The 14,013-nt window shown below is 67.3% G+C and carries 15 protein-coding genes; 8 read left to right on the top strand and 7 right to left on the bottom strand.

Translation table 11 applies throughout. The annotated features are described in order from the left end of the window. Positions 1-33 precede the first annotated feature (33 nt). The 3 genes from ACTWQO_RS16250 to ACTWQO_RS16240 all read right to left on the bottom strand — a co-directional run bounded on the left by ACTWQO_RS16250 (position 34) and on the right by ACTWQO_RS16240 (position 2,731). Positions 34-1,065 (bottom strand): alanine racemase, encoded by a 1,032-nt coding sequence (locus ACTWQO_RS16250; RefSeq protein ID WP_362941465.1) that lies wholly within the window; start codon positions 1,063-1,065, stop codon positions 34-36. Between the two features lie 65 nt (positions 1,066-1,130). Then, positions 1,131-2,252: a peptidoglycan bridge formation glycyltransferase FemX gene (gene femX, locus ACTWQO_RS16245; protein ID WP_443238021.1), complete on the bottom strand. Its 1,122-nt coding sequence runs from the start codon at positions 2,250-2,252 to the stop codon at positions 1,131-1,133. 167 nt (positions 2,253-2,419) lie between these two features. Beyond that, complete coding sequence (locus ACTWQO_RS16240) at positions 2,420-2,731, bottom strand: hypothetical protein (protein WP_210573517.1); 312 nt, start codon at positions 2,729-2,731, stop codon at positions 2,420-2,422. Positions 2,732-2,994: 263 nt separating this feature from the next. Here ACTWQO_RS16240 and rpsF point away from each other — a divergent pair, with 263 nt between their 5' ends. From rpsF to rplI, 4 genes are all read left to right on the top strand, one after another. Continuing rightward, positions 2,995-3,285: a 30S ribosomal protein S6 gene (gene rpsF / locus ACTWQO_RS16235; protein WP_146481131.1), complete on the top strand. Its 291-nt coding sequence runs from the start codon at positions 2,995-2,997 to the stop codon at positions 3,283-3,285. A gap of 81 nt (positions 3,286-3,366) precedes the next feature. After that, positions 3,367-3,960, top strand: a complete 594-nt coding sequence (locus ACTWQO_RS16230; protein WP_443238020.1) for a single-stranded DNA-binding protein — start codon at positions 3,367-3,369, stop codon at positions 3,958-3,960. Between the two features lie 73 nt (positions 3,961-4,033). Further along, the gene (gene rpsR / locus ACTWQO_RS16225; RefSeq protein WP_003949403.1) at positions 4,034-4,270 is read left to right on the top strand and encodes a 30S ribosomal protein S18; all 237 of its coding nucleotides are present in this window, start codon (positions 4,034-4,036) and stop codon (positions 4,268-4,270) included. 18 nt (positions 4,271-4,288) lie between these two features. Next, positions 4,289-4,735: a 50S ribosomal protein L9 gene (gene rplI, locus ACTWQO_RS16220; protein ID WP_067018185.1), complete on the top strand. Its 447-nt coding sequence runs from the start codon at positions 4,289-4,291 to the stop codon at positions 4,733-4,735. A gap of 122 nt (positions 4,736-4,857) precedes the next feature. Here the strand turns inward: rplI and ACTWQO_RS16215 are convergent, their stop codons facing one another. Further along, complete coding sequence (locus ACTWQO_RS16215; protein ID WP_443238019.1) at positions 4,858-6,201, bottom strand: MATE family efflux transporter; 1,344 nt, start codon at positions 6,199-6,201, stop codon at positions 4,858-4,860. A 453-nt stretch (positions 6,202-6,654) separates the two neighbouring features. Here ACTWQO_RS16215 and dnaB point away from each other — a divergent pair, with 453 nt between their 5' ends. Together dnaB and ACTWQO_RS16205 are read left to right on the top strand one after the other, a co-directional pair. Continuing rightward, positions 6,655-8,130 (top strand): replicative DNA helicase, encoded by a 1,476-nt coding sequence (dnaB, locus tag ACTWQO_RS16210; RefSeq protein ID WP_443238018.1) that lies wholly within the window; start codon positions 6,655-6,657, stop codon positions 8,128-8,130. Between the two features lie 70 nt (positions 8,131-8,200). After that, on the top strand, positions 8,201-9,586 hold the full coding sequence (locus tag ACTWQO_RS16205) for a serine hydrolase domain-containing protein (protein WP_443238017.1): 1,386 nt from the start codon (positions 8,201-8,203) through the stop codon (positions 9,584-9,586). A 60-nt stretch (positions 9,587-9,646) separates the two neighbouring features. On the opposite strand, the gene ACTWQO_RS16200 is transcribed toward ACTWQO_RS16205, so the two are convergent. After that, positions 9,647-10,099 carry a GNAT family N-acetyltransferase gene (locus tag ACTWQO_RS16200; protein WP_443238016.1) on the bottom strand — a complete coding sequence of 151 codons (453 nt, stop codon included), beginning with the start codon at positions 10,097-10,099 and terminating at the stop codon, positions 9,647-9,649. Positions 10,100-10,108: 9 nt separating this feature from the next. Next, entirely contained in the window at positions 10,109-10,567 is a 459-nt protein-coding gene (locus ACTWQO_RS16195) for a MarR family winged helix-turn-helix transcriptional regulator (RefSeq protein ID WP_443238015.1), read from the bottom strand. A 142-nt stretch (positions 10,568-10,709) separates the two neighbouring features. On the opposite strand from ACTWQO_RS16195, the gene ACTWQO_RS16190 reads away from it, so the two are divergent. Then, the gene (locus tag ACTWQO_RS16190; protein WP_443238014.1) at positions 10,710-11,918 is read left to right on the top strand and encodes an MFS transporter; all 1,209 of its coding nucleotides are present in this window, start codon (positions 10,710-10,712) and stop codon (positions 11,916-11,918) included. Positions 11,919-11,981: 63 nt separating this feature from the next. Here ACTWQO_RS16190 and ACTWQO_RS16185 read toward each other — a convergent pair whose 3' ends face one another. Further along, positions 11,982-12,848, bottom strand: a complete 867-nt coding sequence (locus tag ACTWQO_RS16185; protein ID WP_443238013.1) for a GNAT family N-acetyltransferase — start codon at positions 12,846-12,848, stop codon at positions 11,982-11,984. A 220-nt stretch (positions 12,849-13,068) separates the two neighbouring features. On the opposite strand from ACTWQO_RS16185, the gene ACTWQO_RS16180 reads away from it, so the two are divergent. After that, positions 13,069-13,701: an HAD family hydrolase gene (locus tag ACTWQO_RS16180; RefSeq protein ID WP_443238012.1), complete on the top strand. Its 633-nt coding sequence runs from the start codon at positions 13,069-13,071 to the stop codon at positions 13,699-13,701. The last annotated feature ends 312 nt before the right edge of the window (positions 13,702-14,013 follow it).

Raw genomic sequence — 14,013 nt, 5'->3', positions numbered from 1 at the left:
CGTGTACGGCCTTTTCTGCTGCGGCGCCGCTGCTCAGCGATCGACGAGCCGGTCGAACTGTGTGGTGGTGTGCCGCAGATGGGCCACCAGCTCGTCGCCGACCGTCGGCTCCGGGGCGTCCGCGGGCACGAAGAGGATGGAGACCTGCATGTGCGGCGGCTCGGCGAACCAGCGCTGCTTGCCGCCCCAGACGAACGGCGAGAGGTTCCGGTTGACGGTGGCGAGGCCGGCGCGGGCGACGCCCTTGGCGCGGGGCATGACGCCGTGCAGCGCCTTCGGGGCTTCCAGGCCCACTCCGTGCGACGTACCGCCCGCCACGACCACGAGGTAGCCGTCCGAGGCCGCCTTCTGCTGCCGGTAGCCGAAGCGGTCGCCCTTGGAGACGCGGGTGACGTCCAGGACCGCGCCGCGGTACTCGGTGGCCTCGTGGTCGCCCAGCCACAGCCGGGTGCCGATGCGGGCGCGGAAGCGTGTCTGCGGGAACTGCTGCTGGAGGCGGGCGAGTTCCTCGGCCTTGAGGTGGCTGACGAACATCGTGTGCAGCGGCAGACGGGCCGCGCGCAGCCGGTCCATCCAGCCGATGACTTCCTCGACGGCGTCCGAGCCGTCGGTGCGGTCCAGCGGCAGATGGATGGCGAAGCCCTCCAGGCGGACGTTCTCGATGGCGGCGTGCAGCTGCGGCAGGTCCTGCTCGTTGACGCCGTGCCGCTTCATCGAGGACATCACCTCGATGACCACCCGGGCGCCCACGAGGCCGTACACGCCGTCCACCGACGACACCGAGCGGATGACCCGGTCCGGCAGCGGTACCGGCTCCTCACCGCGCCGGTACGGCGTGAGCACCAGCAGGTCGCCGCCGAACCAGTCCTTGATGCGCGCGGCCTCGTACGTCGTGCCCACGGCGAGGACCTCCGAGCCCAGCCGGGTGGCCTCCTCGGCGAGCCGTTCGTGTCCGAAGCCGTAGCCGTTGCCCTTGCAGACCGGGACGAGGCCCGGGAACTGCTCCTGCACGTGCTTGTGGTGCGCCCGCCAGCGCGCGGTGTCGACGTAGAGCGTGAGCGCCATGGCCGGACCTGGAACCTTTCTCGTGGCTGCGGTGTATCAGAGATGTGAAAGCAAATTGTGGTGTGTCAGCGGCGGGACATGTAGATGTCGAGCGCCTTGTGGAGCAGCTTGTTGAGCGGGAAGTCCCACTCACCGAGGTATTCGGCGGCCTGCCCGCCCGTGCCCACCTTGAACTGGATCAGGCCGAAGAGGTGATCGGTCTCGTCCAGCGAGTCGGAGATACCGCGCAGGTCGTAGACGGTGGCGCCGAGCGCATAAGCGTCGCGCAGCATCGTCCACTGCATCGCGTTCGAGGGCCGGACCTCGCGGCCGATGTTGTCGGAAGCGCCGTAGGAGTACCAGACGTGCCCACCGACGATCAGCATGGTCGCGGCCGACAGGTTCACACCGTTGTGGCGCGCGAAGTACAGCCGCATGCGGTTGGGGTCTTCGGTGTTGAGGGCCGTCCACATGCGCTGGAAGTACGACAGCGGGCGGGGCCGGAAGTGGTCGCGCACAGCGGTGATCTCGTACAGCCGCTGCCATTCCTCGAGGTCGTGGTAGCCGCCCTGGACGACCTCGACGCCGGCCTTCTCGGCCTTCTTGATGTTGCGGCGCCAGAGCTGGTTGAAGTTCTTGTGGACGTCTTCCAGGGAGCGGTTGGCCAGCGGCACCTGAAAGACGTATCGGGGCTGTACGTCACCGAAGCCGGCGCCCCCGTCCTCCCCCTGCTGCCAGCCCATGCGGCGGAGCTTGTCGGCGACTTCGAAAGCGCGCGGTTCGATGAAGTCGGCCTCGATGTCGCGCAGGCGCTTCACGTCCGGATTCTGGATGCCCTGCTTGATGGAGCCGGCCTCCCAGCGCCGGATGATCACCGGCGGGCCCATCTTCACGGAGAAGGCACCCTGCTGCTTGAGGTGCGCGAGCATCGGTTCCAGCCACTCGGTGAGGTTCGGCGTGAACCAGTTGATGACCGGGCCCTCGGGCAGATAGGCCAAGTAGCGCTTGATTTTGGGCAGTTGCCGATAGAGGACGAGCCCCGCACCGACCAATTCACCGGTGCGGTCGTCGAACCATCCGAGGCTCTCGGAGCGCCACTCCGCCTTGACGTCGGCCCAGGCCGGGACCTGCATGTGGCTCGCCGCTGGCAGGCTCTGGATGTACGCCAGATGCTGCTCGCGACTGATCGTCCTCAGGGTCAGGCTCATTCGGGGCGCTCCTCGGGCTGGTGTGTCCCCATGGGTACAGGGGCTCCGGCTCTAGCGCCGAAGCCTACTGCGCCTTGCGAGCGCCCCGACTGGGCATACGGAAGCTTCGCCCCGGCCTGTTGGCCGCCGGGGCGTTGTGCGGTGTTGAGGAGACAGTGGCGGTGCCGTCAGAAGACTCCGCCGAAGAGACCGCCGTGCGCCATGCCGAGGAAGAAGCCGACCCCTGAGGCGCCGAGGCCCAGGATCAGACCGAAGCGTTCGCGGGTCGTCTCCGAGATCCACTGCCCGTAGGCGCCGGTGATGATCCCCACCAAGCCTGTCCAGGAGCTCAGCAGGTGCAGGCTGTGGAACATCGCTGTGACGAAGGAGATGATGCCCAGCACCAGGGTCACCGCGAGAAGCGTGTCCTGGAGCGGGTGGGGTTTGCCGTCGGTGGCGAAGAGGCCTCCGACGGTGTTGGGTCGCAATGCTTGTGCCATAGGGCACCTCCTGCGGAAGACGGCGCATCGTAGCGCCATACACACCCGATGTGTACAGATTGTCGGTGTCGGCGGCCGGATTTCAACCGGAAGCCGGTGTGCGGGTACTCTGTACCCTCTGCACTGGTGTCTGCCCATGCCACGGCACGGAATCCCGAGGGGAACCCCGATTGTCAGTGGCGGCCGATACCGTTGCGTACGCATCACAACCCTCCTGCCACGGAACGACCGTGGCCGCTGAGTCCAAAGGAGGTGGGTTCCACATGCGTCACTACGAGGTGATGGTCATCCTCGACCCCGAGCTGGAGGAGCGCGCTGTCGCCCCCCTGATCGAGAACTTCCTCTCCGTCGTCCGTGAGGGCAACGGCAAGGTCGAGAAGGTCGACACCTGGGGCCGTCGTCGTCTCTCGTACGAGATCAAGAAGAAGCCCGAGGGCATCTACTCGGTCATCGACCTGCAGGCCGAGCCTGCGGTCGTCAAGGAGCTCGACCGCCAGATGAACCTGAACGAGTCGGTCCTCCGGACCAAGGTCCTCCGCCCCGAGACCCACTGAGCTCTCCCGCTCAGCTGAACTCGGGACTCTGAGTAGCAGCACTAGCAGCCAGCAGCAGCAAACCCGCCGAGAGGTTCCCCCATGGCAGGCGAGACCGTCATCACGGTCATCGGCAATCTTGTCGACGACCCCGAGCTGCGCTTCACCCCCTCCGGTGCGGCGGTCGCGAAGTTCCGTGTCGCGTCCACTCCCCGCACCTTCGACCGCCAGACGAACGAGTGGAAGGACGGCGAAAGCCTCTTCCTCACCTGCTCGGTCTGGCGTCAGGCGGCGGAGAACGTCGCCGAGTCGCTTCAGCGAGGCATGCGCGTCATCGTGCAGGGCCGGCTGAAGCAGCGGTCCTACGAGGACCGTGAGGGCGTCAAGCGCACGGTCTACGAGCTGGACGTCGAGGAAGTCGGCGCCAGCTTGCGCAGCGCCACGGCCAAGGTCACCAAGACCGCCGGCCGCGGTGGCCAGGGTGGTTACGGCGGCGGTGGCGGTGGCGCCCAGGGTGGCGGCGGCTGGGGCGGTGGCCCCGGCGGCGGTCAGCAGGGCGGCGGCGGTGCTCCCGCCGACGACCCGTGGGCGACCGGCGCTCCCGCCGGCGGCCAGCAGGGCGGCGGTGGCGGCGGCTGGGGTGGAAACTCCGGCGGCGGCGGTGGCGGCGGCTACTCGGACGAGCCCCCCTTCTAGACCTTCGGGCCCATGTGCCCGTGGTCGAGGGTGGGTCGTACTCCACACTTCTTGATCACACAGGAGAAACACCATGGCGAAGCCGCCTGTGCGCAAGCCTAAGAAGAAGGTCTGCGCTTTCTGCAAGGACAAGGTCACGTACGTGGACTACAAGGATACGAACATGCTGCGGAAGTTCATTTCCGACCGCGGCAAGATCCGTGCCCGCCGCGTGACCGGCAACTGCACGCAGCACCAGCGTGACGTCGCCACGGCCGTGAAGAACAGCCGTGAGATGGCGCTGCTGCCCTACACCTCCACCGCGCGATAAGGGAAGGGTGACCGACACATGAAGATCATCCTCACCCACGAGGTCTCCGGCCTCGGTGCCGCGGGCGACGTCGTTGACGTCAAGGACGGTTACGCTCGCAACTACCTGATCCCGCGGAACTTCGCGATCCGTTGGACCAAGGGTGGCGAGAAGGACGTCGAGCAGATCCGTCGTGCTCGCAAGATCCACGAGATCCAGACCATCGAGCAGGCCAACGCTGTGAAGGCCCGGCTCGAGGGCGTCAAGGTCCGTCTGGCCGTTCGCTCCGGCGACGCCGGTCGTCTCTTCGGTTCCGTCACCCCGGCCGACATCGCTTCCGCGATCAAGGCTTCCGGTGGCCCCGAGGTCGACAAGCGCCGTATCGAACTCGGTGCGCCGATCAAGACCCTCGGCGCTCACGAGACGTCCGTTCGTCTGCACCCCGAGGTTGCCGCCAAGGTCAACATCGAGGTTGTCGCGGCGTAAGTGCTGCGCTCGCGAGAGCAGTGTGTGGGGCCGCACCCTTCGGGGTGCGGCCCCTCTCTGCTTTCCGGTGTTTCACGTGAAACACCGCGAACCGCCGACCCCGCATGTTTCACGTGAAACGCTCAGCGCGTCGCGCCGGTGACGATCCAGCGGCCCGAGCGGGTGCGCAGCCACAGCGTCAACATCCGGACGGTCATCATCAGTGTCATGGCGGCCCAGACCGCGGTGAGCCCTCCGCCGAGTGCGGGGATGAGTAGCGCGACGGGGACGAAGACCGCGAGGGTGACAACCATCGCCCACGCCAGATAAGGGCCGTCTCCTGCGCCCATCAGGACGCCGTCCAGGACGAACACGATGCCGCAGATCGGCTGTGAGAGGGCCACCATCAGCAGAGCGGGCAGCGCAGTCTCCTTGACCACGGAGTCGCTGGTGAACAGTGGCAGGAACAGCGGGCGGGTGAGCATCACCAGCAGTCCCAGTACGACTCCGGTGGCGATACCCCACTCCACCATGCGTCGGCATGCGGCTCGGGCACCTTCGGTGTCTCCGGCGCCCAGATAGCGTCCGATGATGGCCTGCCCGGCGATCGCTATGGCATCCAACGCGAAGGCGAGCAGACTCCACAGGGACAGGATGATCTGGTGCGCTGCGACATCGGCATCGCCGAGGCGGGCTGCTACAGCCGTGGCGATCATCAGGATCGCCCGCAGGGAGAGGGTGCGGACCAGCAGGGGCAGACCTGCTTGTGCGGAAGCCCGGATCCCGGCGATGTCGGGGCGCAGCGAAGCGCCGTGACTGCGGGCGCCCCGGACGACCACCACAAGGTAGGCCGTCGCCATACCGCACTGGGCGATGACAGTGCCCCAGGCGGATCCGGCGATGCCGAGGTCGGCGCCGTAGACGAGTCCCATGTTCAGGGCGCCGTTGGCGATGAAGCCCGCGATCGCGACGTACAGAGGCGTCTTGGTGTCCTGCAGTCCGCGCAGGACACCCGTCGCGGCGAGTACGACGAGCATCGCCGGTATGCCGAGGGCCGAGATCCGCAGATAGGTGGTCGCATACGGTGCCGCGGTGTCTGAGGCGCCGAAGAGGTCCACGAGGGCTGGTGCCGTGGGCAGGACGACGGCCACGACCGCTGCGCCGAGGAGTAGCGCGAGCCAGATGCCGTCCACGCCCTGGCGGATGGCGGACTGGAGATCGCCGGCGCCGACGCGTCGGGCAACGGCCGCCGTGGTGGCGTAGGCCAGGAAGACGAAGACGCTGACGGCTGTCATGAGGAGGGCTGAGGCGACCCCGAGTCCGGCGAGCTGCGCCGTGCCGAGATGGCCGACGATCGCGCTGTCGGCCATGACGAAGAGGGGCTCGGCGACGAGTGCGCCAAAGGCCGGGACGGCCAGTGCGACGATCTCCCGATCGTGCTGTCGCCGGGCGGCCTTGGGGGTCGCGGAAGCCTGTGTCATGAGCATCAATCTAATCGTCCACAGGTAAGAGATGCAATGCCAATAGGACCCTTACTTGCCGTCTCGGCCTGTGCGCTCTCGTGCACAGTTTGAAGTGATCTTGGTCCCACGGGGAAAGTTTTTCTTCTGCACAGCCGGTGGATGGGAAAAGTGCAGGTCATGGCGGCCTTTGGGGCGGAGGTGGGGGCTTGTTCACAGGCCTGTCCACCGTGTCGTGCACAGGTTTTGCGGAGTTCTCCACAGCATCGGGACCGTCGTCCACATGGCCTGTGGATAACCAGATTGGCTGACGGTGCCCAGGGGCCTACGGTGGTCCGACGCCTGCCCCGCCCGTCGGCTTGGAAACCATCACAAATCCGACGCGAGACAACCGGAGTTGGGCCTCTTATTTGTCAGTGCCGTGCCGTAGAAAAGAGGGGCGCGGCGAGGTCCGCTGGGCGGACGGGAGGAGGTGGCTCGGTGAGTATTTCCGAGCCCTTGGACGACCCGTGGGCCGACAGCGGTCCAGGTGATCGTCTCCCCGCGTCTCGCCGACGCGGTGACGGCGGCCGTGGCCGCGACGAACAGCACGACCGCGGCCGGGAGAGCGCATGGGACGGCGGGGGCACGGCCTTCGAGCGTGTACCGCCCCAGGATCTCGACGCAGAGCAGTCCGTCCTCGGCGGCATGCTCCTGTCCAAGGACGCCATCGCCGACGTCGTCGAAATCCTCAAGGGCCACGACTTCTACAAGCCCGCGCACGAAACGATCTTCCAGGCGATCCTCGATGTCTATGCGAAGGGGGAGCCGGCCGACCCGATCACGATCGCCGCCGAGCTCACCAAGCGCGGCGAGATCAACAAGGTCGGCGGCGCGTCGTATCTCCACGGCCTCGTCCAGACCGTGCCGACGGCGGCGAACGCCGAGTACTACGCCGAGATCGTGCATGAGCGGGCTGTCCTGCGCCGCCTGGTCGAGGCAGGCACCCGCATCACCCAGATGGGATATGCGGCCGACGACGACGTCGACGAGATCGTCAACCGCGCCCAGGCCGAGATCTACGCGGTCACCGAGCAGCGCACCAGTGAGGACTATCTGCCGCTCGGCGACATCATGGAGGGCGCGCTCGACGAGATCGAGGCGATCGGTTCGCGTAGCGGCGAGATGACCGGTGTGCCCACGGGATTCACCGACTTCGACTCGTTGACCAACGGCCTGCACCCGGGGCAGATGGTCGTCATCGCCGCGCGTCCCGCCATGGGTAAGTCCACGCTCGCGCTGGACTTCGCGCGCGCCGCGTCGATCAAGAACAATCTGCCGAGCGTCATCTTCTCCCTGGAAATGGGCCGCAACGAGATCGCGATGCGCCTGCTGTCCGCCGAGGCCCGTGTCGCCCTGCACCACATGCGGTCCGGCACGATGACCGACGAGGACTGGACGCGGCTGGCCCGCAGGATGCCGGACGTCTCGGCCGCCCCGCTCTACATCGACGACTCTCCGAACCTGTCGATGATGGAGATCCGCGCCAAGTGCCGTCGACTGAAGCAGCGCAACGACCTCAAGCTGGTGGTCATCGACTACCTCCAGCTGATGCAGTCCGGCGGCTCCAAGCGAGCCGAGAGCCGTCAACAGGAGGTCTCGGACATGTCCCGTAACCTCAAGCTGCTGGCCAAGGAGCTGGAGCTTCCGGTCATCGCGCTCTCCCAGCTGAACCGTGGTCCCGAGCAGCGGACCGACAAGAAGCCGATGGTCTCCGACCTGCGTGAGTCCGGCTCCATCGAGCAGGACGCCGACATGGTCATCCTGCTGCACCGCGAGGATGCCTACGAGAAGGAGTCGCCCCGTGCGGGCGAGGCCGATCTGATCGTGGCCAAGCACCGTAACGGCCCGACAGCGACGATCACGGTCGCTTTCCAGGGGCACTACTCGCGTTTCGTGGACATGGCGCAGACCTGATCCGACGCCGACGGGCGGGCACGCGGAAATGCGCTCGACGTGTGCCGTCCCGCCGGATGGACTGGGCAGCATGACGACAACTCAGGATGAGCTTCTTCCCGGCACGCGCCGGGCGCTGCTGCACCGGATCGCGGTTGCCCAGTCCGAAGGGCGTGCGCCGTCGCTGGTCGCCGCCGTTGTACGAGACGGCCGGACGGTGTGGCACGGTGCCCGGACCTCGGTGGACGGGCACGCGCCCGACGAGAACGTGCAGTACAGAATCGGCTCGATCACCAAGACCTTCACGGCCGTTCTCGTGCTGAGGCTGCGCGACGAGGGAGTGCTCGACCTCGGTGACCAACTGGAGAAGCATCTGCCGGGTACGGGCGCGGGGGAGGCCACCATCGCCGAACTCCTCGCGCACACCGGCGGGTTGGCCGCCGAGTCGCCCGCGCCGTGGTGGGAGCGGACGCCGGGGACCCTGCGCCCCGACCTCGCCGACGTGCTCGGCAAACAGCCCTTCGTGCACCCCGTAGGCCGCCGCTTCCACTACTCCAACCCCGGCTACACGATGCTGGGTGCGCTCGTCGAGAAGTTGCGGGGTGCTGCTTGGGAGGACGTACTTCGGCGTGAAGTGCTCGAACCCCTGGGCCTGAAGCGGACGAGTGCTCACCCCCAGGCGCCGTATGCCGGCGGCTGGGCCGTGCATCCCTGGGCCGATGTGATGTTGCCTGAGCCGACGGAGGACCTGGGGCGGATGGCTCCGGCAGGTCAACTCTGGTCCACTACCGAGGACTTGGCGCGATTCGCGGTCTTCCTGAACAAGGGGGACAGCCGGGTGCTGAGTGCGGAGACGGTACGGGAGATGCGGACTCCGGCGGCACCCGCTGAGGCCGCGGATGTCGTGGACGGTGCGATCTATGGTCTCGGCATGCAGCTCCAGAGCCGGAACGGTCGGTTGCTGGTGGGGCATTCGGGCTCGCTGCCGGGCTTCCTGGCGAACCTCACCATGAGCGTGGAGGACGACGTCGCCGCGGTGGTGCTGGCCAACTGCACCTCCGGGCCCCTGCTGGGTTCGGTCGGCGCCGACCTCGTATGCATCGTCGCCGACGCTGAGCCGCGCATTCCCGCACCGTGGCGCCCCTTGCCCGAAGTAGACCGGGCTGCACTGGAGTTGACGGGCCAGTGGTACTGGGGGACGCACGCTTTCGCACTGCGGCTCACAGCAGCCGAGGGCGTCTCACTGGAGCCGTTGTCCGGCACCGGCCGTCGCTCTCGCTTCCGGTCGAACGGCGACGGCACCTGGACCGGCCTGGAGGGCTACTACGCCGGAGAGCTTCTACGGGCCGTACGGCGCGCGGACGGGACGGTGGACCATCTGGACCTCGGGTCGTTCGTGTTCACGCGTCAGCCGTACGACGAGGCGGCTTCTGTGCCGGGTGGAGTCGATCCGGAGGGCTGGCGAGGCATTCGGTAACCACCGGCTCGGTGCGTACGGCAGGTGAGGGTCCTGTTTCACGTGAAACAGGACCCTCCGTCACAGCACGAGCTTGAAGCCCACATGCGAGGCCTCGAAGCCCAACCGCTCATAGAAGCGATGCGCGTCGGTCCGGGAGGCGTCGGAGGTCAACTGCACCAACTGGCAGTCCTGACGACGGGATTCGTCGACTGCCCACTCGATGAGCTGGGTGCCGAGACCGCTGCCGCGCTCGTCCGCGTGGATGCGTACTGCCTCGATGATCGAGCGGGTTGCTCCCTTGCGGGACAGCCCGGGGATGATCGTGAGCTGCAGGGTCCCGACGATCCGGCCCTCCCTTACGGCCACGACCACGTGCTGGTTCGGATCGGCGCTGAGGCGCTCGAGAGCCGTCAGATAAGGGGTCAGGTCGTCCGGGGACTCGCGCTGGGCGCCCAAGGGGTCGTCGGCGAGCATGGCCACGATCGCCGGGACGTCGCCCGTGGTGGCGGGACGTATTTCAAGATCTCCCATGCCCGCACCCTACGCGGGCACGTTCAGCGACTCCACGACACGTACCAGCGGAACCAGTTCGGGGTTTCTGGCTGCCTCGTCGAGGGCCTCACGCAGGGCGGCGTCGTTGGTCGGCCGCGCCTCCGCGAGGAGCTTGAGCCCTGCCTCTGTGACATTGGTGTAGATGCCGCGGCGGTCGGTGGGGCAGAGGTAGCGGGTGAGCAGGTCACGGTCCTCGAGCCGTGTGACCAGCCGGGTGGTGGCGCTCTGGCTGAGAACGACGGCGTCGGCGACCTGCTTCATCTGCAGATGGCCTCCGTCCCCGTCGTGCTGACGGCTGAGGACGTCGAGCAGGGAGTACTCGCGCACGCTCAGGTCGTGCTTGGCCTGCAGGGCCCGCTCGATGTGGGCCTCGATCCTCCCGTGCAGCAGGGAGAGCGCGCACCAGCCCTGGGCGAGGGCGGTGAGCGCGGGGTCCGTCGCTGTCATTGGCGTGTTCCTCCGTCCCGGAGCGGCTGACACCAGGATAGACCAGACTCGCAATAGCCTGCGCTTGCAAATATCAGGCGTCTGCAATTATTGTGGGCGTACGCAAAGCGCTCCTGCAATCGTCTGGAAGGTTCACCACGTCATGCCTCTCGCGCTTCTGGCCCTCGCGATCGGGGCCTTCGGGATCGGAACGACCGAGTTTGTGATCATGGGCTTGCTGCCCGAGGTCGCCGGAGACTTCGGCGTCTCGATCCCCACGGCCGGCTTCCTGGTGACGGGCTATGCGCTCGGCGTCATGTTCGGCGCACCGTTGATGACCGTGTTCGGCACCAAGATCTCCCGCAAGCGGATGCTGATGCTGCTGATGGTCCTGTTCATCGCCGGCAACCTGCTCTCCGCCCTCGCCCCGGCCTTCGGCGTCATGCTGGCCGGACGGGTGATCGCCTCGCTCGCCCACGGCGCCTTCTTCGGCATCGGCTCGGTCGTCGCGGCCGACCTGGTCGCCCCGGACAAGAAAGCCGGAGCCATCGCGATGATGTTCACCGGCCTCACAGTCGCCAATGTCGTCGGCGTTCCGCTGGGCACGCTGGTCGGACAGTCCGTCGGCTGGCGCGTCACCTTCGGCATCGTCGCCGCTCTCGGCGTCGTCGGCCTGGTCGGCATCGCCAAGCTCGTCCCCGACCTGCCCAAGCCCGAAGGCGTGCACCTGCGCCATGAACTGGCCGCGTTCAAGAACGCCCAGGTCCTGCTCGCCATGGCGATGACCGTCCTCGGCTTCGGCGGGGTCTTCGCGGCCATCACCTACATCGCGCCGATGATGACCCACGTCGCCGGCTTCGCCGACGGCTCTGTTACCTGGCTGCTGGTCCTCTTCGGCCTCGGCATGGTGGGCGGCAACCTCATCGGCGGCAAGTACGCCGACCGAGCCCTGATGCCCATGCTGTACGTCTCGCTGGGCGCCCTGGCGGTCGTCCTCGCGCTGTTCACGCTCACCGCACACAACAAGGTCCTCGCGGCCGTCACGATCGCCCTCATCGGTGCCCTGGGCTTCGCCACCGTCCCGCCCCTGCAGAAGCGTGTCCTCGACCAGGCGCACGGCGCCCCGACTCTGGCCTCGGCGGTGAACATCGGCGCCTTCAACCTCGGCAACGCGCTGTCCGCCTGGCTCGGTGGCCTCGTCATCGCGGGCGGTCTCGGCTACACCGCACCCAACTGGGTGGGCGCCATCCTGGCTGCGGCGGCGCTGGTCCTGGCAGTCCTTTCAGCCGCTCTGGAGCGCCGCGAGAGCGCACCCAGTGCCGTTGTGGCCGGTGCCGTGCCCGCCGAGCGGCAGAGCGCCGTACACCGCTGATGTGCCCCCACGCTGCACCGGTCCCCGACATCCACGGGGCCGGTGTCGGCGTATCGGAGGGTCTCAGCCGGCGGCCACCGTCAGTGGGGCGAACCGCCGGGTCCAGTCGCCGGGCAGTTCAGAAATGCCGTACGTCATGACCGCATTGAAGGCGATGGAGGCCAGACCACGGTCCTTCGCCCACGCCAGCAGCTCCTCATGGCGCACATCGATGTCCGTGCGCAGCGGGCGGTTCGTATGGGCGGCCAGGGAGGCGATGAGGGCCTTGGCGATCTCCGTGTCACGGGCGATCAGCGGGCCCACGACATGCGTGTCCATGTTGGGCCAGGCGGCCGCGTATCCGACGATTCGGTCGTGCTCCTCGGCCACACACAGCCGATCGGCGAAGGCGGGCAGCCGGGTGATGATGTGCGTGCGATCGGCGCCGAACACCTCCTCGTCGAGCCGGACGATCGCCGTGAGGTCCTCGGCGGTGGCGGCGCGGGTGGTGACCTCAGGCGTGCGTTCGCCCGGCGTGAAGTGGCCGCGCAGCATCTCGGCCCGGCCGGTGACCTTGAAGCCGATTTCCTCGTACAACGGGCGGCCGTTCGGCGTGGCGTGCAATGTCAGCGGCGTCGTGCCCAGCTCGGACACGACATGCCGCATCAACCGGCGACCGACGCCCTGGCGGGCGTACCGCTCGGCGACCAGGACCATGCCGATGGCGCCGAGGTCGGGGCGTTCCGGGGGACCGTACTCGGTGACGACACAGGCGCTGACGAGTCCTCCGTCGGGGTCGTCGATGCCGTAGCCCTTTCCGGCTGTGAGGAGGAAGCTCCACTTGTGCTCCTCGCGTGGCCACCCCCGGTCCTCGGACAAGTCGGCGCAGGCGGTGAGATCACGGAGCGTCAGACGGCGGATGGGCAGAGCGGTGAGGAAAGGAGTCGGCACGCAGGTCAGGCTGTCCGACGGATACCCTCTGCGTCCACCTGTTTCCGGGGAGTTGTGCGACCTTTTGGCCATGTCATAGCGACGTGCACAGCGCGTCCATGTGTGCCGGATGTTTCACGTGAAACATGGGCGAACGGCGGGCATCGGGCGCTCGGACTCGGCTCGTCCGGACTGTACTCGTGCTAAGTGCGGCGTGCGCGTCCCATTAGCCTCAAGGCCCATGGCGAGACTTCATCTCTTCGACTTGGACGGCACATTGCTGCATGGCACCTCCGCTCCCATGGAGATCTCACGGCAGCTCGGACTCGAGGCCGAGACGGTGCTGCTGGAACGGGCGATCTCGGCGGGGCGAATCGGGCCGCCGGAGTATGCGACGAGGGTGCATGGGCTGTGGGCGGATCTCACCGAGGAACATGTGTCCGCCGCCTTCGAGGGTGCACCGTGGCTGACGCGAATCCGTGACGTCTGGGCGGAGATCACGGCGCAGGGCGACTACTGCGCCGTTGTCTCGCTCTCTCCGTCGTTCTTTGTCGAGCGCCTCACCGCCTGGGGCGCGCACGCGGCATATGGATCCCGCTTTCCCGCCCTTCCGTTCACCGAGCCTGTGGACCCTGCCGGAGTGCTCAGTGCCGCAGCCAAGGTCGAGATCGCCGACATGCTGTGCGAGAAGTTCGGAGTGACCCGCGGCGATTGCATCGCTTATGGCGACTCATCGTCGGACACGGCTCTGTTCGGCGTGGTGCCGGTCTCCGTCGCGGTCAACGCGGACCCTGTGCTCTCCGGTCTCGCGACGCATTCCTACAAGGGGAGAGATCTGTGGGAAGCCTATGAATTGGTGCGTCACGCCCGGTAATTGAGGGAATTGCTGGTTCGCCCTCTCGTCTCATTCGTGGGGGAGCAAGGGGGGACTTGTGATCGGGGCGGCGGCCGGTATGGTCGACTCCGGTTCGCTTCCGGGGCGGGGCACGCAGCTCTTGGCCCGGGCCGAGAGCAGGGCAATGCAGCCTAACGGGACGGAGAGATCGAAGACCCGCATTCCGGGTTATACGGCTGAGGCTTCCACGCGGGGTGGGATGCTGCGGTCACAGTACTGCGGCCAATGTCACACTCTCGCCTTACTTGTCCGTACGCAGCACGAATGCGGGTTGAATGTGGCCGCATTGGC

The sequence above is a fragment of the Streptomyces sp. 4N124 genome, assembly GCF_052245395.1.
GTDB lineage: Bacteria > Actinomycetota > Actinomycetes > Streptomycetales > Streptomycetaceae > Streptomyces.
This window is presented reverse-complemented; position numbering and strand designations above follow the sequence as displayed.